Origin of the sequence: Dielma fastidiosa (assembly GCF_000313565.1) — a bacterium.
Classification (GTDB): Bacteria; Bacillota_I; Bacilli_A; order Erysipelotrichales; family Erysipelotrichaceae; genus Dielma; species Dielma fastidiosa.
The window spans coordinates 166,357-187,595 of the sequence record NZ_HE578923.1 but is presented as its reverse complement, the minus strand read 5'-3'; the positions used below and the strand labels follow the sequence as shown (position 1 = coordinate 187,595).

The window sequence follows — 21,239 nt, the reverse complement described above, 5'->3', positions numbered from 1 at the left end:
TGAGCCTTTACAAATGACTCAAAAATGCCTATAATGAAGGAGAAATAGAGTGTCTCAAAAAGTATACTTTTTAAGACACTTTTTCATTCTGTTAAATAGCCTCTATCATAATTTAGGTATATTACTATGCGCATTTAATCAAAAATATTTATGAATCAAGAAAACTAAATAAAGCAAGCGAAGATAATGAAATTAACAAATACATGACAACGGGAATTTTAAGAGATGCGGGATTGAAATAATATCGTGTCACCCTAATCACTAAAGGAGGATTTAAAATGAAATATGTATATCCTGCTATTTTTACCCCTATTGAAAATGGTGAATTTGATGTAAAAATACCTGATCTACCTGGATGCAGAACTTGCGGCAAAGATTTGGCTGATGCAATATTCATGGCTGAAGATGCCATAGCAATGTGGTTATGGGATGCTGAATCTAAATCTGAATCGATTCCTGCAGCTACTGCATTGCCAATTGTAGCAGCACCTCAATTTGTAAATTATATAGTTGCCGATACAGACGAATATCGCAAAAAGCATGATAATCGTGCTGTTAAAAAAACGCTTTCTATTCCTAGTTGGTTAAATAGCCAAGCAGAACAAGCAGGAGTGAATTTCTCACAAGTATTGCAGGATGCATTGAAAAAAAGATTAAACGTAGAATAAAAAGCATCTGAAATTACATTGATGCTCCATAGTTTAAGGAAGATCATAAGCTTTCCGCTATTAAAACAAAAATCCAGTTAAAGGTCAAAAAAGCCTGACACAACTGGATTTTTATTTATAGAATTTATCTGACTTTCAATTCAAGAATAAAAAGTATCAATCTTATCCGCCAGCATAATAAGCCAAAAAGCCATCACTTCTCTAACAAAAATATCTGTACCACATAAGCAATCTCATTGGAAGGTATATTTACGCCAAACGTATCTGCTGCATATTCCAAACGATGCTCCACAATATGCATCAAATTATAATTTTCATTAGAAAATGTATTAATCTTCTGGAATCCCCAAGTTTCATTACGAATTACCCGTTCCAGCATATTCGTGCAATGACATAGATATTTAACAGCTAATACATCCGTATATGGTATATGCAGATCCTGCAATGTTTTTCTGAAACAGATATCAAGTACAGAAACGGCTTTATCCACATCAATAAACGCCACTGTCTTTGATATTACCTTATCCTTAATCTGATCAATAAAATTATTAATATGCTTACCGGTTGGATTCGATGAAGGCTCCGGCATTTTTATTTCATTGCTTACTGTATCTAAATTATTATAGGCACTCATTGATGCTTCCACAAAATGTATCAGCATATTCAAAGACACATTGCTAATTGTCCGGCAAGGGATGTGCAGGTTCTTCTGAATATATGAGCCAATTGAAGTCAGCGGCTCAATATCTGTCAAGACCAGCACTCCGGCCCCCTGATTTATTTGATTAGCCTTTATACTTGCCAATTCAAGACAGTCATTAAGCTGCATTGTTTCGTTATAGTCGATACAGTCCAGAATATAATTTCCCTCAATTGTCCTTTTGATATAATCAACATACTGTGAAGCCACACTGTCACCATGACAGATTAATAAAATCGCGATATTAACATGATCGGCCCATTGTGTAGCAATTACTAAATATGAACAAAGAAAATCAATCTCACGCTCAACAACCTCAAAATTATACACCTGTGCCAATGACTGATAAATATCTTTCGCAAGTAAATATTCATTTGGATAAAACTGTGATGTAATTGACTGCGGCTGGCTGGCTGACGATGTTTCCTCATGCGCGCGTTTTAAATAATTAGAGATATGCAGCAAAATCCCATACAACAGCTGTACATTCTTCTTTAATTTAGAAAAAAACGGTCTTTGACTGAGCTTAGCCAGCGTTAATTGATACACATAAGGATTAATGCTCTTTTTAATCGCATCAAGCTGAGGCGGCGGACAATCTTTCAGAACACTGATATTCTCCCTGACATAATTCTCCATGTTATCCAATTCCCCAACATCGATATTCAATTCATTAACAAATTGATTCAGACGATGCTCATTAAATTTATTAGGCGCGTTTTTGAAAATCGCCGCGCTTTGGCTCGTTCCATCAGCGTTAAACTGCGCATAATCGGACTCGATGCAGGACAGCAGTGAGATTGCGATACTGTTTACTTTACTGTTCGCTTCACTCTGTGATAACAAATCAATCGATAATGCCTGATATGTGACATATACCTTGCGAAACTTATTGCCCGGGTTTTCCAAATAAGCCTTTGAACAGCAAATTTGAATTTCATTGCGCATCTGATTTAAGTTACCCGGAAATTTCTTTGCTGCCAGCAACGCGATGATATCCTTATGCACGGCAATATCGGTATGTATATGTTTTGCCTCTAAACGAAACAAGTCTAAAATCAATTCTATTTTCTCATAAATTCCCCGTGACTCAATATCTTTAATCTGTAAATGAATTGGGAAGGATGTGCTTAACGGACTGATCCGCTCATCCTGTTCATCACAATCAGTTGTAGCGATTATCATCGTGGTTAACGGTGTGGCGGCTGACTGCAGGATATTGTGAAAGGACGCGGCATTGATGATAGAAGCCAGCGCGTTTTGACATGAAAAGGGTAAAAACTGAATCTGTTCAAGAATCACAACACCATTTTCACAAAGCTTAAAGATACTGTCATTCCCTTTTAAACCAGCCTTTTTTTCAGAGCCATTCAACGCCTGCATAAATAAAGAGGGATCATCCTGATAATTCTGGCAATACACCGTCATCACCGGCATTTTAGGATCATTGCGCTTCTTGCGGGCATAGTTGACCATATGATAAGAAAAGCTTGTTTTACCTACTCCATTGGGGCCATGAATCAGACATGGAATCCCATAAGGCGGATAACTTACCGCACTCTTCGCGTTTAATACCGCTTCACTTAAAGAACCCGTCGCCCCGATGATCTCATCAAGACTATCTAATATTTCTTCATCATCATTTGCAGATTGGACAGCTGCTTTCTGTGACAGATAATTATTAAAATTTTCATCCTTACCAACTACAGATGGGAAAAAGCAATCCGGATAATGCTGAGTAAGCATTGCATAATCTAAATAATAAACCGGCTTTCCCTGAATCTTGATGGCATCACCATTCTTCCAAAGTGTATTTAAATCTCTTGATACATTCGCTCTGTCCAGCTGCAGATCCAATGAACAATTTAGGGCATCTACACCATTCTGATTCAGCTGATCCGTTTCAATCAGCTCCGCCGTTTTCACCTTTAAATACTTTTTGATTTTATCAAGCCGTTGTGAGTTCATAGAAATCCCCTTTTTTGTGTTTAATTGAAATTAATGTGTGTATAAGTGACTGCACAGGTTGTAAACATTGACATCATGTGTGTAATTATCATTCAAATCTTAACACAGATGAAATTATAATGTCAAATTATCGATTTATTCACCCATATCGGTCAAATAAATGTGTTTATTCTGCATAACACACGTATTAAGTGTGTAGCTTTTTTACCAAATTTTGTGTTTTATTTTTTTGATGTTATTATCTAGTCATGAACAAGGAGGTGGATAGGTAATGGCCAATTTGCTTTTATTGAGCCATTCACAGTTAGCAGAATCAATCTACGAAACTGTGAAATTGATAATGGGGAAACCAAGTGATTCAGTATCCTATATTACGCTTCCCTATGGGCAGGATCTGCAGGCTTATCAGGCAGAAATCGAAGCTCATGTGGAGAAAGCAAAGGATGAGGGTATACTGATCCTTACAGATTTATTTGGCGGCAGTCCATTTATGATATCTGTAAAAACATTTGATAAATATCATGACACAGTTCCAATTGAAATTATCAGCGGTATGAACTTACCAATGGTGGTGGAGCTGGTCAATGCAATTTCTCAAAGCCGATCATTAAATGAGCTGAAAGAAATCGCGCTGGATGCCGGTATTAACGGCATTGTCGATTTCAAAGCAAAATTAAATGCTTAAGTCAGAGTAAGAAAGGAGTTTGAAATTTATGAGTATTAAAATGATTCGTATTGATGACCGTTTAATTCATGGTCAGATTGTAACCGCATGGGCTAAAAATATCAATGCCGGTAAAATTTGGATCGTAGATGACGGCGTTGCGAAGGATGATTTTATTAAAGGTGTAATGCAGATGGTGGCGCCAAGTGACAGAGAGCTGATTATCAGCAGTGTTGCGGAAGTACCTGCGCTGCTGGAAAAGCTGGATGGTGAGGGTGACAATGTCTTAATTTTAGTTAAATTTCCTTATGTTGCTCAGGAAATATTCAAGGCAGGGGTAAAACTTAAAGAGCTGAATATCGGCGGTATGGGGGCTAGTGCTGAACGTAAGAAGCTGTTTAAAAATATCAGTGCCAGTCAGGCTGAAAAGGATACATTAAAAGAAATACAAGATTCTGGTGTCGATGTTTATTTTCAGGTAACACCAGATGAAAAACGAACGGAATACAAATAAAGATAAAGGAGGATAAAATAATGTTTGTACAAGCTTTATTAATTGGAGTATTAGCTACCTTATGTGGCAGTGTATTCCTAGAACTCTGGGTTTGGGTAATGAGAAACCCAATCATCGAAGGCGCATTAGTTGGTTTGATATTAGGAGATTGGATGACAGGGGCTACGATTGGCGCTACGATTCAGCTGATCTATATGGGACAGATTACGGTCGGCGGTATCTCATCCTTTGATAAATGTTATGCCGGTGTCATCGCGACGGCGGTAACGATGCTCTCTCATCAAACACCGGAAGTTGGTGTAACGATTGCCGTTACCTTAGGTACGATTGGTTTATTAGCCAGCAACCTTACGATGACAGTCAATGCAGTCTTTGTTCATATGGCTGATAAATATATTGAAACCGGTGAAACAAAACGTTTATGGATTTATAACTGGCTGCTGCCTAATTTATTTGCCGGTGTAGTTTATGGTTTGCCTGCATTTATTGTTTGTTACTTTGGCGCCGGTGCCTTTGAATCATTCATGGCATCACTGCCTGCCTTTATTTCCAATGCCTTAACCGTTGTTGGTTCTATTCTGCCGGCACTTGGAATCGGTATGATGTTTAAAGCGGTTTATAAGCAGAAATTCCTTGCCTTTGCGATTATTGGTTTCGTTTTGATTGCTTATCTGCACTTAGATATTATCGCATGTACATTAGTTGGCGGAGCTGCCGCTCTATTATATTGGACATTAGGTTTAGACAAGTTAACGGAGGGTGAATAAGATGACTAATAATGCAGAAATGGTAAATACACCAAACAATGAAAAGCATCTTACTAAGAAGGATTTAATTAAAACTTTTATCTTATGGGAAACAATGACAGAAACCTGTTTATCTTATGAACGTTTGATGTCATTAGGATTCTGTCATGCGATGACACCGGTCATCAATCGTTTATACAGTGATGATAAGGAAGAACGTGTTAAAGCATTAAGAAGACATATGTTATTCTTTAACACTGAGAATAACTGGGGTGCGTTTATCCCCGGCTTAGTTGCTTCGATGGAAGAGGATTATGCGAATGGCGGCAATGTTTCTGAAGATATGATTAAAAACATTAAGGTAGGTCTGATGGGGCCATTAGCTGGTATCGGTGATACAGTTACTCAGGGCTTAGTAAAGACGGTCACCTTAGCGATCGCTGTTGATATGACATTAAAAGGCAGTGCGATTGGGCCTTGGATCTTCGTATTCCTTTATACTTTATATCTGCTGTTAATGGGTATCTTTACCTTTAATCAAGGATATAAAGTGGGTCGCAGTGTATTGAATAAGATTACTGATAAAAAGATTATGAATAAGATTACTGATTTATTGTCAATCATCGGTTTAACCATTGCCGGTGCCATGGTTGCCAATAATGTCAGCATCTCTACCCCATTAGTTTTAACGTTTGCGGATTCAACGGTTATCTTCCAGGATCTGTTGAATGCCATCATGCCGAGCATGCTGAGTGTTGTCGCGGTCGGCGGTGTCTTTGCCTTCTTAAAGAAAGGTACTTCCGTATTTAAGATTATGATTGCAATGTTTATAATCGCTGTTGCATGCAGTTTGATCGGCATTCTGTAAGCGGGAGGATGAAAAATTATTATGTGGATGAAAGAGCTATTTAAGACGGATAAGCCAGTCATTGGGTTAGTGCATTTACACGCGCTGCCAACCGACCCCAAGTATGATCCGCAAAGTGGTGTAGAGGGCGTTTTAGAAGCTGCGAGATTTGATTTGCTGGCCCTTCAGGAAGGCGGCATTGACGGTGTGCTTTTCTGTAATGAATTCAGTATTCCTTATACACACAATGTTAAGACGGTTACGGTAGCCTGCATGGCTAGAATCATCGGTGAATTAAAACCGTTAATCAAGGTTCCCTTTGGCGTTTGTGTCGCGTCTGATCCGATGAAGGGATTTGATTTAGCGGCAGCGGTAGGTGCTGATTTTATCAGAGAGGTGCTGCATGGTGCCTTTGCCGGTGTCTATGGTATTAATAATGTTTCACCGGGTGATGTTGAACGGCATCGTTATGAGGTCGGCTGCGGTAAGATTAAGACGATGACGGCGGTGATTCCTGAAGGATGCGCGCAGTTAGCCGAAAGACCCTTAAGAGAGGTTGTGAAAACATTGACCTTTAATCTGAATCCTGATACGTTATTGGTTTATTCCAGCAATCCGGGTTCAGTAATTGATATTGAACAGGTTAAGGAAATCAAGGCGGTATCAAATACGCCGGTATTCGCCAGCAATGGCGTTAAGGTGGAAACCGTAGAGGAAATCCTGTCTGTCTGTGATGGCTGTATTGTCGCAACCGGCATTAAAGTGGATGGTGAATTCTATAATCAGGTGGATGTTACGCGGGTTAAGCAGTTAATGGCTAACGCTGAAAAAGTACGTTAAAGAAAAGAAAAGAAGATAGGATTTAAATGATATCTTCTTTTCTATTACCAAAATTTGAGGAGGCAGTTAAAATTGGAACGGAAAACATGGTTAAGTGATGTAATTGGAACAGAGAAGGCAGCAATTGGTGTCGTGCATTTTAAAGCCTTTCCTTCTGATCCCTTGTATGATGCAGAGGGTGGACTTGAAGCGATTGTGGATGCAGCGCGAAAGGATTTGTTAGCTTTGCAGAATGGCGGTATTGATGCTGTCTTATTCTCAAATGAATTTTCATTTCCTTATGAACCCGAGCCTGCCCTTGAGGTAGTAGCTGGTATGGCTTATGTTATCGGTGAATTAAAAAAGGATATCACTGTGCCGTTTGGCTGTAATGTCATAAGCAATACTCATGCTTCAATCGCATTGAACGCGGCAGTCGGCGGCTGTTTGATGCGGGGAACATTCGCTGGCGCTTGGTCTGGGGATATGGGTCTAATCAACGCGCGGCCCGGTGAGTTTTTAAGACATCGGCATAATTTAGGATTAGATAAAAAATTGAAGATGGTGCATTATATATCACCGGAAAGCAGCAGTGAAATCGGCGGCAGAGATAAGCATGTGATTGCGGACAGCGCATTGTTCGGCAACCTGCCGGATGCCCTTGGTATCTGCGGTGCCAGTGCTGGGAAAAGTATTGATCTGCCATTTATGAAAGAGCTTCGGGAAGCAAGAGCGGACGTCGTATTATTTGCGACGACCGGCGTTAAATATGAAACGATTGAGGAAATTTATTCAGTAGCTGACGCAGCCTTTATTGCCACAACCTTTAAGGTAGACGGTATCTTTGAAAATCCTGTGGATGAAGAGCGGGTCAAACGCTTTATGGATAAGCTGAAAGCATGGCGGTCATGAAAACGATAAAAGGCATCTTATTTGACTGTGACGGCGTTTTGCTGGACAGCGAAGCTATCTATCTGAATGCCCTAGTTCAATATTTAGCATCCATCGGCTATCCGACAGCCATTGAAGAAGTAACCTTTGTCTTAGGCAAGCCGATGAAACGCATCGTCGCTGATCTGCGTACTCATTTCAACATACCCCAAGCACTAAGCGATCAGCAGCTGATTGACGGTCAGCGGGCAATATTCAGAGCCCAGTTTAATGCGATGCAGCTGCAGCCTATGAATGGCCTTGTTGATTTTCTCAATTTATGCCGTCAAAAGGGGTATCGTCTGGCAATTGTATCTTCCAGTGATTTAAGCTATATTGAAGATGTCGTTAAACGCCTGAAGATTCAAGATTATTTTGATCTGCTGATCAGCGGTCAGATGATTGAACATGGCAAACCAAGTCCGGATATATATCTGCTTGCCCAGCAGCAAATGGCTTTGCCAACCGATTCATTATTGGTTATTGAAGACAGTCCGGCCGGCATTCAGGCTGGCAAAGCGGCTGGCTTAACTACGATTGGTTATAAGGGCAGCATTATTGATCAGGATACTTCTAAAGCTGATTATCAGGTCAGTGATTATCACGAATTAATCAAGCAGTTTGATTCTCTGATCAAGCAGCTGCATTAAAAAGCTAAGGCGATAAACCTTAGCTTTTATATTATTAATATTGCTTATTCGATAATCCGAACCTTTAATACTTGATCAATCGCCTCAAGCTCCCCTTTGATATTAGCTGCCGTGGTTTCTATATCCACCAGTGTTACTGCCATCTCCCCTTTTGATTTATTCAGCAGATTAGCGATATTAATACCGGCGGCGGATAAGACATTGGTAATTTGCGCAATCATATTTGGTACATTGCGATGCACACAGACAACCCGGGCATGACCGCTGCGCTCCATGCTCACATTAGGCAGATTGACAGAATTGACGATATTGCCGTTTTCTAAATAATCAGTCAGCTGATTCACTGCCATCACCGCACAGTTTTCCTCAGATTCCGGTGTACTGGCGCCAAGATGCGGCAATGGATAGATGTTCTTTCTGCCCAGCATGGCCGGTGTCGCAAAGTCTGTCACATAAGCCGCAAGCTTGCCTTTTTCTACCGCCGCGATAACATCATTTGCCTCGACCAATCCGCCGCGGGCAAAGTTTAATAAACGCGTACCATTTTTCATCATCTGCAGCGTTTCTGTATTAATCATTCCCTTTGTATCTTTAGTTTCCGGAACATGCAGCGTTATAAAGTCACACTTCTTATAAATTTCTTCCAATTTCTTTGCGTGAATGACCCGTGTGGACAAGCTCCATGCGTTATCCACAGAAAGGTATGGATCATAGCCATAAACTTCCATGCCCAGATGTACTGCCAGATTCGCCACTTTAATACCTATCGCGCCTAAACCGATGACACCTAAGCGTTTGCCCGCAATCTCCGGACCGATGAAATTACTCTTCCCCTTTTCTACAACCTTATTGAAATCTGCCGTTTCATTTAATGACTGAAGCCACTCAATTGCCGGATAGATCGGTCTGGCACTCATGATCAGCGCGGCAGTTACCAATTCCTTGACAGCGTTCGCGTTAGCTCCCGGTGTATTAAACACAACGATACCTGCTTCATTGCAGCGGTCAATAGGAACGTTGTTAGTACCGGCACCGGCTCTGGCAATCGCTTTTAATTCAGGATCAAACGGAATATCATGAAGTGTGGCAGAACGGACAAGAATCGCGTCGGCAGCCTCTAAAGCATCACCAACTTCATAATTTTCAGGAAATAAGTTTAAGCCTTTTTTAGATATTTTATTGTATGTTTTTATTTTCATTTTAAGTTCTCACTTTCAAATTGACGCATAAACGCGGTTAGCTTTTCAACACCTTCGATCGGCATTGCATTGTAAATTGAAGCCCGCATACCGCCGACACTGCGGTGTCCTTTCAGATTAACCAGTCCCGCGGCTTCTGCCTCTTTCACAAATTTCTTATCCAATTCAGCATCACCGGTTACAAAAGTAATATTCATCATTGAACGGTCTTCCTTTGCGACTGGTGCCTTAAACAGCTTTGACTGATCCAGTGTTTCATAAAGCAAAGCGGCCTTTTTTTCATTGATTGTCTTCATTTGATCAAGACCGCCGATTTCTTCTTCCAGCCATTGCAGTACAAGCCCGCAGATATAAATTGCATAGGTCGGCGGTGTATTAAACATTGAATCATTGTCTGCATATGTCTTATAATCAAGCATACTCGGTGTTTTCTCATCTGCCTTGCCAATCAGGTCTTCACGAATGATCACAACGGTTAAGCCAGCCGGCCCCATGTTTTTCTGAGCACCCGCAAAGATTAAACCATATTGCGTTACATCGATCGGCTCACTGAGAATACAGCTGGATAAATCGGCAACTAACGGCACTGCCCCAGTATCCGGCAGCTGATGATACTTAGTACCATAAATCGTATTATTTTCGCAGATATAGACATAATCCGCCTCTGGATCAAATTGATCTTTTGTGGTTTTAGGAATATATGAAAAACCTGCCTCTTCACTGGATGCGATCAGATTGCAGGTTCCTAATTTCTTCAATTCCTTCATGGCTTTCTTACTCCATAAGCCCGTATTGATGACATCTGCTTTTCCTTTAACCAATAAATTCATCGGTATCATAGAAAATTGTAAAGAAGCCCCGCCTTGCAGAAACAATACTTTATAGTTATCAGGAATGTTCATAACCCTGCGTAAACGCTGTTCACATGTCTGTATGATCGTCATAAAATCACACGAACGATGACTCATCTCCATCACTGACTGGCCACTGGAGCCATATTCCAGCATCTCGGCGGACGCTTTTTTCAGTACCCATTCTGGCAGCATAGAAGGACCTGCGGAAAAATTAAACACTCGTGTCATAATATGACCTCCTTTTCAAAGGTGTTAACCTTACAGTGATTATACATCGCTTCACAAGTGATGTAAAGATACTTTCAGCGAATAATGTATAATTTTCATCATAAATGTAAAATGTTTCTTGATTCTATGAATCGCATAGTCTATAATAAACTACAAAGAGGAGGGGATTCAATGATTGACGCACATATGCACCTAGAACAAGGCAGTTATACGGTTGACTGGCTGATGGAGTTTATAAATACAGCCCAGAGCCGAGGAATCAATGAAATCTGGGTGTTGGAACATACACATCGCTTTTTCGAATTTGCACCGCTTTATCAGCAAGTGAAAGAAGTCAACGATCTGCAGCGAAAGTGGATTGAGGACAAACACCTGCTGCCTCTATCATCTTATACAAATTTCATCCGTGATATGCGTAAAAAAACATTTCCGATTACTGTTCATTTCGGCCTTGAGGTTTGTTACTTCCCTCAGCATGAGCAGTTTATCCGTGACATGCTTGCGGAATTTAATTATGACTTTGTGGTTGGCAGCATTCATTTCATTGACAACATGGCCTATGATTTGAAAGGCATCAGTGAAGCGACGCTGTGGGATCGTTATGATACTGATTGGATCTGGAAGCGTTATTTCGAATTGATGGAAGCTTTGATCAAGAGTGATTTATTTGATGGAACCGCCCATCCGGATACATTAAAAATGTTCCATCGAATGCCTGAATTTGATACAACCGCTAATTGGAACCGCATTGCCGACTTACTGGTTAAGCATCAAATGTATACAGAAAACAATGTTGGCTGTTACTATCGCTATAACCATGAGGAAATGGGGCTCAATGATAAGATTCTGCAGATTTTCAAGGATCACCATGTCAAGCTTTACTGTGCCACCGACGCGCACAATCCAAAGTTTGTCGGTATCCACCTGGATGAAATTAAAGATAAAACTTTATACGATTAAACAAAAAGATCAATGAAGCTCACCTGCATTCATTGATCTTATTTTTATATAGAACTCAATCGGTTAATGAATCACCATGGGTTCGAATTACTTCTTTATACCAATTAAAGCTATCCTTTTTATACCGCTTGCCGCTGCCCTGCAAATGATCATCAAGATCCACATAGATAAAACCATATCGTTTGCTCATCTCACCGCTGCCGCTTGATACAAGATCAATTGGTGACCAAGCGCAGAAAGCTTTCACATCAATGCCTTCCTTTAACGCGTCATTTAATGACATCAGACATTCCTTATAATAATCAATTCGCCTTGGATCATGAACATGCTGCTGCTCATCAAGCTGTTCAAGCTCGCCAATACCGCATTCCGCAATGATGAGCGGACACTGGTAACGCTCATAATACGTTCTCAAATTATGAATCATCAGCTTACCGTCAGCAGGCCACCCCCATTCATTTACCTTATTTTCAGGATTAATTGTAAACGTCTTAGGGTCAAGTGTATCTTTATCAGCATTCACCGCAAATGTATAATAATAGCTCAGTGCCAAAAAATCCATCGTATTTTCTTTAATTAATCGTAATTCAGCTTCACTTGTCACAATCTTAATTCCCTGCTCCTTAAAATAATTTAAGATATATGCAGGATAACTTCCTCTTAATTGGACATCACTGTAAAAAAGCTGAAGCTGATTTCTTTGATCGGCCAATAAAATATCCTTCTCCCGATATGAATATGGATAAGCAAGACAATCTGCCAGCATCGTTCCAATCATTAGATCAGAATCTTGCAATGATTTCGCAAATTGCTTCACTTTAGCACAGGCAAGGAATTGATGATGGATGGACTGATAACATACCTGCTGATAATTATCACAATTTTCTTTGAATACACCAAGTGATGGAAACATTTCAAAAAATAATAGATTAATTTGATTAATACAGATCCAATACTTAACCTTATGATGATATCGTTCGATAAGAACTTTCGCATAATTTACATAAAAATCAACCAGTTTAGGGTTTTGCCAGCCGCCGTATTGATTTACAAGATAAATCGGCAAGTCATAATGAAAAATAGTAATAATCGGCTGCATACCGTTTTTAATGATCTCATCAATTAATCGATCATAATAAGCGAGTCCTGCTTCATTCGGCTTTGTTTCATCACCCTTTGGAAATATCCGTGTCCACGCAATTGAAATCCGCAGGCATTGCAGACCCATTTCCGCCATCAATTTTAAGTCCTCAGGATATGTGTGATAAAAGTCAATGGCTTTGCGTTTTGGATATAAATCATGATTTGTATCTTGCATATAAGCTTCAATATCTCTTTCATTTAACTGACAATGCTCTTTCCTTTTGTCTGGTGATACAGCCTTATGCAAATCTGGGATGCTTATCCCCTTGCCGCCTTCATTAAATCCACCTTCAGCCTGCGCCGCACACATCCCAGCGCCAAACATAAAATTTTCAGGAAAATGATTATTTATCTTTTTCAAATAGTGCATCCTCCAATCGGCATAACCGCGCATTTAATAATTGATACATTGCCATCATCTGCACCGCTGTATTATATTCTGAATTAATCGTCATCAGCGTATCCTGAGCATGTGCAAAAAGCAATTCCGCGCTTTCCTTATTCTCCTTTGCCATTGCCTTTTGAATCACTTGTGTCTGAATTATATGCGCCTCTTTTATTAGTTCATTGGCTTTATTTAATTCATCAGCCGCAGCATCTATTTTGCCTTCCATCATATAATTTAACGCTGTCTGAATCTGACATCGGCCATCACCTGACAGAGATATCATTTTCATCGCTGTTTTTAATTGCAATTCCAAATCCATTTTATTTCCCCTCTCCATTATTTTCATCTTTTAATACCTGAGTTTCATATACCTTAAAGAACGGCAGCCATACCACACAGGCAACAGCAAATGCAACCGCAAGCAGAAGATAGCTCCTTAAATCATAGTTAACTAGAAAGCATGAAATGAAGGTTGGAATAAAGCCAAGATTCAGCGCTTGGGAAGGAATCGTTACAAAACCTAAAGTCAGTGCAAAGTAAACAATAATCGGAATAACAATACTGTTAATCCACATCGGAATCATTAAAATGGGATTTAAAATGATTGGTGCGCCATAAACGATTGGTTCATTAATATTACAAAGCGTTGGGATAAAGGCCCCCTTCGCGATTCCTTTAAGTTTTTTACTCTTTGATTTCAGCATATAGAGGACAAGCGGCAGCGTACAGCCTAAACCACCGATGGCACACCAGCCTGAATAGATTACCTCGTTTGTTGCTACCCCGACTACTGGATTGCCTGCCGCAACAGCCGCGCCATTTAACGCAATATTGCCAATTAAGATTGGATAAAAGGCTCCTGACAGAATCCAGCCGCTGGCGCCAATCGAATAGAAGAAAACATATAAGAAGTTAATTAATACGAAACCACCTAACGTATTCGATATATTTTGAATCGGAGCGAAAATTTCTGTAATCGCATTTAATATATTAAAATCAAGCAGATATACAATTACAAAAGGAATTGCGAAGCAGATGGCTATCGGCAGCATCTGATTAAACCAACTAGTAACAAAATCAGGCAATACACTGTTTTCACCAAAGAAAGAGAAATCAGCAAGCCTGCACATGATATATGATACAAAGTAACCGCCGATTATCGCTAATACAATTCCTTGCGGGCCTAAATTGGTAAACATAATTCCAGTTTCTCCCCAAGGATTCAGATTCCATTTCTGCAGCATCAGGAAAACTCCTACAGACGTGATGATACTTATCAATTGAATTTTCTTCTTTCTTTTACCTTCAGCAACATAATAAGGAATCATTATAACCACAAAGAGTCCTAACAGATAAAAGGTATAATAGTAAATCGTCGATAAATCCGGCAAAATCGGAAAATACATCTTACATGTCGTAATAATATTAACAATTGATCCAACCAAAATAATCGGCAATGTCGCAATCATTGTTCGCTGCAAGGCCTTCACCCATACATTCTGGGCAAATTTATTGACCTTTGGCGCAAAGCTTTCATTCATCCAGTTAATTAAACGGTTCATCTTTTTTCCTCCTCAGCCATATTAAGTGCCAATTGAAGTGCGCCAAGACCATCTAACGCACCGTAAATTTCACTCGGTATACATTGAACCGGCACATCATAATCTTCTCTGGCCATTTCTTTTATACTTTCTTCCATTGTTTTTAAATGCGGTCCTAAAAGGCAGACATCTGCTTCCTCCAGATAGCTTTCAATCTCATACTCACTATGTGCGCTGATTTTAATATCTGTGCGCTGAAGCTCTTTAGCTGCTTTTTTCATATTCTGAGCCAGACATGTGCTGGACATCCCCGCTGCGCAAATTAATAATACATTCATAAATTCCATCCCCTTTCTGATACCCTTATTTTCGCTTATAATGGTTTTGAAAAGCAAATCAAAATTGGCACAGCAGCCGCGCCAAAGTTAACTTTACGATGCTTATCAAAAATTTGTATAATAGGATTAAATAGGAGGATTATATGAAAGATAAGAAAAATCAAATTCTCGAATATCTATATCAATATGGTCCGGCAAAGGCGAAAACAATTTCCGATAAGCTGGATATATCACTGCGCTCAGTACAGCGGTATATTCATGAATGGAATAAAACCTACAAAGATTTGATAAAAACTGATAATGCGTTTTATAGTATCAATCAGGAACAATATATAAAGCTGCAGGAGAGTCAAATTGATTATTCGCGATCCAAAAGAATCCAGCAGATTATGGTTAAATTAATACGCAGCCATGATTGTTTAAACATTGAGGATCTCTGTGATGAATTCTTTGTCTCCACCTCTACAATGCGAAAAGATATAATTGAAATTAAGCAGCATGTGAAACCATTTGGCATCACGGTTAACATAAACGCTGATAATATTTATGTAGAAGCAGAAGATAAAAGCCGAAGACAATTGATTAAAGAGAATTTATATGCGGAGATGAATGAGAATTTTATCGATATGCATTTAGTGCAGAATTATTTTCCTGATTTTGATGTCGAAGCAATTAAAAAAATTATTACTCAAGAATTTACAAGTAAGCAATTTTATATTGATGAATATTATCTGGATAATCTATTGCTGCACTTAATCATCAAGCTCTACTGCTTAACTGATGAAACTGAAATAAGATATTGGGAAGCTTCGAATGTCTTTGAAGAAATGTCTGATCATATATGCAGCGCTATTGAAGATTTATATCATATTTATTTTGATTCCGCAGAAAGAAAAGACTTAAGCTGGCTGATTTATTCTTATATTCAAAAAAATCATCAGGAAATAGATATTAAAGAAGATAACTTAATACCCGCTGATATTTATCAAACATTAGACAATATCATCAATGAAATTGATCAAATATATGGGATTGATTTAAGAAAACATGATCTAAACTTTTTGGATAATTTTGCTTTACATATTAAAAATCTATTATTTAGAAGCAGTCACGGCATTGTTATTAAAAATCCCATTACTGGTTCTATCAAAGCAAATTATCCATTACTCTATGAAGTTTCGGTTATGATAACTAATCGTCTGCAAGAGGTTTATACCATTTCTCTGAATGAAGATGAAATCACCTATATTGCCCTGCATATTGGATCGCAAGTTGATTCAATCAAATCTTTGACGACAAAACTGAATTGTATCCTAATCTGTCCTGAATTCTATGCTTTAAGCAAGAAATTGTTATCAACCTTGAAATCACGCTACAGTGAAGAAATTGTGATTACAGATATTTTAACCGATAGTAAATTATTAAAATACAAACCCTGTGACCTGATTATATCAACTATAAACCTGCCTTTAGAAACCTCACAAAATAGTATCAAAATTGATTATATATTAACCCGTGAAATGAGTCTTGAGCTTGATACATGTATTCATCAGACATTAAAAAAGAAAAATGCTGCACGTTTAAAGTACAATATTTCAAAACTGTTGTCAAAAGAACACTTTTTCATCATTGATAATGGACTTAATCAAGAGGAAATCATTCATCTTATGGGAGATAAATTATTCAGCAGCGGATATGTCGAGGAAAGCTTCACAAACGATTGTCTCAGCCGAGAAGTTATTTCACCTACTGCTTACAATACGATTGCTATTCCTCACCCAATCACCTTAAATGCCAAACAAAGCATAATCAGTATAGCGATTGCGAAAAAGCAAATCGTCTGGCACAATCATAAAAAAATCCGATTAGTGCTAATGCTTGCTATCGAAAAAAAAGATTTGCCGATGTTTAAACCGATTTTTGAATTTATATCTTATTATATAAATGGTGAATTAAACATTCAAAACATCTTAAATGCCAATAATTTTGAAGAGTTTAAAACAGCATTCTTGAGCTGCTTAGATTAATAAAATAAAAAGAGCTGCAATCATTTAGATACTCTGATATGAGTAATTACTAAATGTTACAGCTCTTTTTTAAACTGCCAGACTGCCCATCGGGTCCCAAGGCTCTAATTCTTTAGGCTCCTGCGACAATGCCGCCAGCTGTGCTTCATTCAGGTATTTCTTGTTGATTACAACCTGATAGGTAAATTCATTAAACCAGTGATCACTGGCAACAAAGTAACCCTTTACCCCTTTATCCTCACCCCAGCTGTTCTCAATCTTCCAGCGGTTCGGTTTTCCTGACGCGTCTAAATTGACACCGGTAAGCACCATCGCGTGATTCATTGCGCTGTCACGGTAATCAAGACGCTGTGCCTTACTCATTTGGAAGCTTAAGCCGCCCAGCATCTCACCTAAGGCAAAAGAATCCTGATCCCAGATGCCAAAAGTACGATCCGCATATTTTGAACAGTCACTGCCAAACCATACCAGCTCGCCATCCTTCATCTGTTTAATAACTAAATCTTTTAATTCATTCATTTCAACATTTAGATATCGAACGCTTCCCTCAACGAGATTGCCAAGATATTTAACTGTGTAGCAATGACCAAACGGCTTATCCTCAGTTGGTGCGTTAATAACACTGACATAATCGCTTAAATCTAGCTTAACGTATTGCTTATAGAATTCTTGAGGTGTCAGATGCTGAGAATGATAGTTCTTATCCTTATCCCGATAATCAAAATCAAAGCTTTCAGGCGGATTGCCGAAACAGATACAGAGCGCCCGATACATTTCACAAAGCATTTCTTCTTTTCGCGCTTCTGTCGGTTTTCCCTCATGAACCAACGCTCTTAATTCCGCCGCATCTTCACGCAGCTTCGTATTCAGCATTTGATTCATCGCCGCTGTGTTCGATGACTGATAAGTTTCCGGCATCGCAGTCTTAGGCACAACACCATACTTCTTTACCAAATCGGCAATCATATCCCATTGACCCCCATCATTCAATCCCTGCAGCAGCCAATCCAGCGTTCGATTGCCAACCGGCAGTTCCGCACTGTCAAGAATAGCTTCAAGGAAGTAATTGATCTTCTCAAATTTATCCCAAAAGGCAATATAATTCTGTGACAGCTCCATGCTTTCCATTCCGCAGTTTTTCGCAGCTGCCTCCCTTAAGACATTCATAGCGGCAAAAATCCAGCAGCGGCCGCTTGACTTCTGATTTGTGACCTTAGAGCTGCACAAATCAATGGAAAAATCCATTGTCAGCTTACGGCCGGCATTTGCGTCATAAGCTGCGTCCATCAAATCCGTTTTTGAAAGAGCACAGCCCAAAGAACGCATCATTGAATCTTCAGCAGTCATTTTTTTACACTTGTCCAATAATTCCTTATCAATCATTCTGGCTTTTTTCATAAACCCTTCTTTCTGCGTCGCTTTTATCAATCAGTCTGTGACAGCAACGCTGACACATGAATCACAGACAACCATTATTATGCGGCAAAAGCAGCCGAATAAACCAATTTTATGGCCGATAAGCCAACCGCTTAATAAAAGTATATCTGTTTATGACATCTTATCAAAATCAGCCGCCTTTTACAATTCCAATCATTACTCTGCGGTTAATTAATTTCCTAATTTTAACCTTTTCATCGTCAATGAAAAGCGCTATAATAAGTATCGTGTGCAAAGAGAGGGAAAGTACATTATGAATAAAAACATATTTAAAAAAGTGGCAGCTGCCATGGTATTAACACTGGCTTTATACGGATGTCAGTCACAGCCAAGCGGCAACACAAAAGCAGATGAGCTTTATGAGCAAATGATTACTTATGTAGAAGAAGGTAATTTCTCAGAAGCGCTGAAAACTTATAACTTTAATAAGGAAGATCTGCGAGACTACAAGGATTCTGAGGCTATTCACACTTATGCCCAAGCACGTTTCCAATATGATTCATTGATTAATACTGATAGTATTGATAATCAGATGGATGCATTTACAAACGAATTGGATACGATTGCTGATGATTACAGCGGTGAATTTGCTGAGGATATCAAAGATTTCAAAGCTGAACTTGAAGCAAAACTGCCTGAAGTTCAAAAAGCTTACGATGAAGCAAAAGCAGCTGCGACAGAGTAAAAATGATTAAAAATAAGCCGTGGGATATAAACTCACGGCTTTTCTATGTCATTTTGATTTAAAAAGGCTAGTATCTGTTCATTAAAATCAGCAGCTTCATCATATAAGCCATGGCCCAAGCCTTTATAAAGAAGAAGTTTGCTGCCTGGAATCTTATCAGCCAATTCGCTCGAGGCTTTGCTGCCGACAATTTTATCCTGATCACCGCCGATGATAAACACCGGGCAATGAATTTGATTTAATTCAGCTTCACAGTTATGAGTAAGACAAGCGCGCGCCTGAATTATGTAACGGTTAAAATCTTTTGGCTTGCCTATTCTCGATAGAATCGGATAGGCAAAGCGGTACGCCTTAAGATATTTTTCAGTATATGATTTTTCTGCAGTATCAATAAAAATAGTGCGGTAATCATCATTCTCTGCCAGTCTTATCCATTCACGTATCACCGGCTGCATTGTTTCATTAGGTTTCGCCGCGGTAACAGCTAAAACAAGCCTATTGACTTTTTCAGCAGCATCAATGGCTAAATATTGAGCAATCATCCCTCCCTGCGAAATACCTACAACATCGGCCTTATCAATATTTAAATAATCCATGGCCGCTTTCAAATCCGCCGCCATGCTGCGTGTTGATTCATCAGCAGACATATTATTTTTACGGCTGAATACATATACCTTATATTTTGAAGCATAACACCTGTACATAAACGCAAAAGGCAAAGCTAATCCTTTTACCGTTTTTAAGCCGTCACCAAGACCCGGAATCATGATTAAATTCTTATTGCCGCTGCCAAAACTAATAAAATCCATTTCCATATCGGGCAGCTTAACACATCCATTTCTTGCCTTAAACATAGCCAATCACCTCACGACTTTATGCTCTTTATTATAGCAAAGTTTAAATTAAAAGCACAGCTGCCTGTGCTTTACTTAGATTCAAATAATTATTTATTGTAACTTTATTACCGTTTTTTATCCCAATGCGACATCGAGAATCATCATAATCAGAAACCCAGCCATAACTCCCATCGTACCCAGATTGGAATGTTCGCCTAAATGTGCCTCTGGGATCAATTCCTCTACAACTACATAAATCATCGCACCAGCCGCAAATGATAACAGCCATGGCATATAAGGCGCGATCACACCAGCGATTAATACCGTCAAAATACCAAATACCGGTTCTACCAAGCCAGACAGACTGCCGCAGATAAAGGCTTTTGTCCGGCTCAATCCCTCCTGTCGCAATGGCAGTGAAACAGCGGCTCCCTCAGGAAAATTCTGTATGCCAATACCGATTGCCAATGCCATAGCAGCCGCGTACAATGCCGGATCACCGCCATGCTGAGCCGCTAGCGCGAAAGAGAGTCCTACAGCCATACCCTCTGGAATATTGTGCAATGTAACAGCAAAGATCAGCATCGTAGTTCTTTTCATTGAACTCTTCAAACCTTCCGGTTCATCAGAACCAGGGTGCAGATGCGGAAGCAGTGTATCCAATAAAAGTAAAAAACCAACCCCTAAAATAAAACCGCCCGCTGCCGGAACCCAGCCAATCTGACCTAATGATTCAGCTTCTTCAATCGCCGGAATCAAAAGACTCCAAACCGAAGCGGCAATCATTACCCCAGCCGCAAAACCTAAAAATATTTTCTGCGTGTTGCCGGTATTCTGCTTTTTAAACAAGAATACAATAGCAGCACCCAAGGTTGTCATAAGAAAGGTAAAGCCAGTTCCGCCGGCTGCCCATAAAATTGATTCCATAAATTACCTCCATCTATATTACTATGTACTTTCATAGTGTATTGTTAACTTAATCTAATTATAGGCTGACAGGCAACTTTTGGCAAATGAAACACAACAAGAAAATGATTTCCTTCAATCCTTCAGGAAATCATGCCATTAAAGATGACACCCAGCTGCCTTTCTCGCAA

The 21,239-nt window shown here is 39.3% G+C and carries 21 protein-coding genes; 11 read left to right on the top strand and 10 right to left on the bottom strand.

The features are described from left to right. Window positions 1-278 precede the first annotated feature (278 nt). Complete coding sequence (locus DAHG_RS01250) at window positions 279-668, top strand: type II toxin-antitoxin system HicB family antitoxin (protein WP_022936500.1); 390 nt, start codon at window positions 279-281, stop codon at window positions 666-668. Window positions 669-861: 193 nt separating this feature from the next. Here DAHG_RS01250 and DAHG_RS01245 read toward each other — a convergent pair whose 3' ends face one another. Beyond that, entirely contained in the window at window positions 862-3,336 is a 2,475-nt protein-coding gene (locus DAHG_RS01245; protein WP_022936499.1) for a PRD domain-containing protein, read from the bottom strand. A gap of 271 nt (window positions 3,337-3,607) precedes the next feature. On the opposite strand from DAHG_RS01245, the gene DAHG_RS01240 reads away from it, so the two are divergent. From DAHG_RS01240 to DAHG_RS01210, 7 genes are all read left to right on the top strand, one after another. Continuing rightward, the gene (locus DAHG_RS01240) at window positions 3,608-4,021 is read left to right on the top strand and encodes a PTS sugar transporter subunit IIA (protein WP_022936498.1); all 414 of its coding nucleotides are present in this window, start codon (window positions 3,608-3,610) and stop codon (window positions 4,019-4,021) included. Between the two features lie 28 nt (window positions 4,022-4,049). Continuing rightward, entirely contained in the window at window positions 4,050-4,514 is a 465-nt protein-coding gene (locus tag DAHG_RS01235) for a PTS sugar transporter subunit IIB (protein WP_022936497.1), read from the top strand. Window positions 4,515-4,534: 20 nt separating this feature from the next. Further along, complete coding sequence (locus tag DAHG_RS01230; RefSeq protein WP_022936496.1) at window positions 4,535-5,281, top strand: PTS mannose/fructose/sorbose/N-acetylgalactosamine transporter subunit IIC; 747 nt, start codon at window positions 4,535-4,537, stop codon at window positions 5,279-5,281. 1 nt (window position 5,282) lies between these two features. Then, on the top strand, window positions 5,283-6,128 hold the full coding sequence (locus DAHG_RS01225) for a PTS system mannose/fructose/sorbose family transporter subunit IID (RefSeq protein ID WP_022936495.1): 846 nt from the start codon (window positions 5,283-5,285) through the stop codon (window positions 6,126-6,128). A 21-nt stretch (window positions 6,129-6,149) separates the two neighbouring features. After that, window positions 6,150-6,947: a BtpA/SgcQ family protein gene (locus DAHG_RS01220; protein ID WP_022936494.1), complete on the top strand. Its 798-nt coding sequence runs from the start codon at window positions 6,150-6,152 to the stop codon at window positions 6,945-6,947. 72 nt (window positions 6,948-7,019) lie between these two features. After that, complete coding sequence (locus DAHG_RS01215; RefSeq protein WP_022936493.1) at window positions 7,020-7,838, top strand: BtpA/SgcQ family protein; 819 nt, start codon at window positions 7,020-7,022, stop codon at window positions 7,836-7,838. Next, window positions 7,835-8,506: an HAD family hydrolase gene (locus tag DAHG_RS01210; protein WP_022936492.1), complete on the top strand. Its 672-nt coding sequence runs from the start codon at window positions 7,835-7,837 to the stop codon at window positions 8,504-8,506. The genes DAHG_RS01215 and DAHG_RS01210 overlap by 4 nt, the downstream gene beginning before the upstream one ends. Window positions 8,507-8,550: 44 nt before the next feature. On the opposite strand, the gene DAHG_RS01205 is transcribed toward DAHG_RS01210, so the two are convergent. Next, window positions 8,551-9,705, bottom strand: a complete 1,155-nt coding sequence (locus tag DAHG_RS01205; protein ID WP_022936491.1) for a phosphoglycerate dehydrogenase — start codon at window positions 9,703-9,705, stop codon at window positions 8,551-8,553. Continuing rightward, on the bottom strand, window positions 9,702-10,787 hold the full coding sequence (serC, locus tag DAHG_RS01200; protein WP_022936490.1) for a 3-phosphoserine/phosphohydroxythreonine transaminase: 1,086 nt from the start codon (window positions 10,785-10,787) through the stop codon (window positions 9,702-9,704). The genes DAHG_RS01205 and serC overlap by 4 nt, the downstream gene beginning before the upstream one ends. A gap of 171 nt (window positions 10,788-10,958) precedes the next feature. Here serC and DAHG_RS01195 point away from each other — a divergent pair, with 171 nt between their 5' ends. Then, window positions 10,959-11,747: a PHP domain-containing protein gene (locus DAHG_RS01195; RefSeq protein ID WP_022936489.1), complete on the top strand. Its 789-nt coding sequence runs from the start codon at window positions 10,959-10,961 to the stop codon at window positions 11,745-11,747. A 55-nt stretch (window positions 11,748-11,802) separates the two neighbouring features. On the opposite strand, the gene DAHG_RS01190 is transcribed toward DAHG_RS01195, so the two are convergent. From DAHG_RS01190 to DAHG_RS01175, 4 genes are read right to left on the bottom strand one after another with little or no spacing between them, the layout of a single operon-like run. Continuing rightward, complete coding sequence (locus DAHG_RS01190; RefSeq protein WP_022936488.1) at window positions 11,803-13,251, bottom strand: glycoside hydrolase family 1 protein; 1,449 nt, start codon at window positions 13,249-13,251, stop codon at window positions 11,803-11,805. Next, window positions 13,235-13,597 carry a PTS lactose/cellobiose transporter subunit IIA gene (locus tag DAHG_RS01185; protein WP_022936487.1) on the bottom strand — a complete coding sequence of 121 codons (363 nt, stop codon included), beginning with the start codon at window positions 13,595-13,597 and terminating at the stop codon, window positions 13,235-13,237. Before DAHG_RS01185 ends, DAHG_RS01190 begins: the two co-directional genes overlap by 17 nt. A 1-nt stretch (window position 13,598) precedes the next feature. Continuing rightward, window positions 13,599-14,840 carry a PTS sugar transporter subunit IIC gene (locus DAHG_RS01180; RefSeq protein ID WP_022936486.1) on the bottom strand — a complete coding sequence of 414 codons (1,242 nt, stop codon included), beginning with the start codon at window positions 14,838-14,840 and terminating at the stop codon, window positions 13,599-13,601. After that, window positions 14,837-15,157 (bottom strand): PTS sugar transporter subunit IIB, encoded by a 321-nt coding sequence (locus DAHG_RS01175; RefSeq protein WP_022936485.1) that lies wholly within the window; start codon window positions 15,155-15,157, stop codon window positions 14,837-14,839. Before DAHG_RS01175 ends, DAHG_RS01180 begins: the two co-directional genes overlap by 4 nt. Window positions 15,158-15,300: 143 nt before the next feature. Between DAHG_RS01175 and DAHG_RS01170 the strand changes: the two genes are divergently transcribed. Continuing rightward, window positions 15,301-17,184 (top strand): BglG family transcription antiterminator, encoded by a 1,884-nt coding sequence (locus DAHG_RS01170; protein ID WP_022936484.1) that lies wholly within the window; start codon window positions 15,301-15,303, stop codon window positions 17,182-17,184. 69 nt (window positions 17,185-17,253) lie between these two features. On the opposite strand, the gene DAHG_RS01165 is transcribed toward DAHG_RS01170, so the two are convergent. Next, window positions 17,254-18,582: a C1 family peptidase gene (locus tag DAHG_RS01165; RefSeq protein ID WP_022936483.1), complete on the bottom strand. Its 1,329-nt coding sequence runs from the start codon at window positions 18,580-18,582 to the stop codon at window positions 17,254-17,256. A gap of 292 nt (window positions 18,583-18,874) precedes the next feature. Between DAHG_RS01165 and DAHG_RS01160 the strand changes: the two genes are divergently transcribed. After that, on the top strand, window positions 18,875-19,306 hold the full coding sequence (locus DAHG_RS01160; RefSeq protein ID WP_022936482.1) for a hypothetical protein: 432 nt from the start codon (window positions 18,875-18,877) through the stop codon (window positions 19,304-19,306). A 32-nt stretch (window positions 19,307-19,338) separates the two neighbouring features. Here DAHG_RS01160 and DAHG_RS01155 read toward each other — a convergent pair whose 3' ends face one another. Then, window positions 19,339-20,160, bottom strand: a complete 822-nt coding sequence (locus tag DAHG_RS01155; RefSeq protein ID WP_022936481.1) for an alpha/beta fold hydrolase — start codon at window positions 20,158-20,160, stop codon at window positions 19,339-19,341. A gap of 117 nt (window positions 20,161-20,277) precedes the next feature. After that, window positions 20,278-21,069, bottom strand: coding sequence for a ZIP family metal transporter (locus DAHG_RS01150; protein ID WP_022936480.1), 792 nt, complete (start codon window positions 21,067-21,069; stop codon window positions 20,278-20,280). Window positions 21,070-21,239 lie beyond the last annotated feature (170 nt).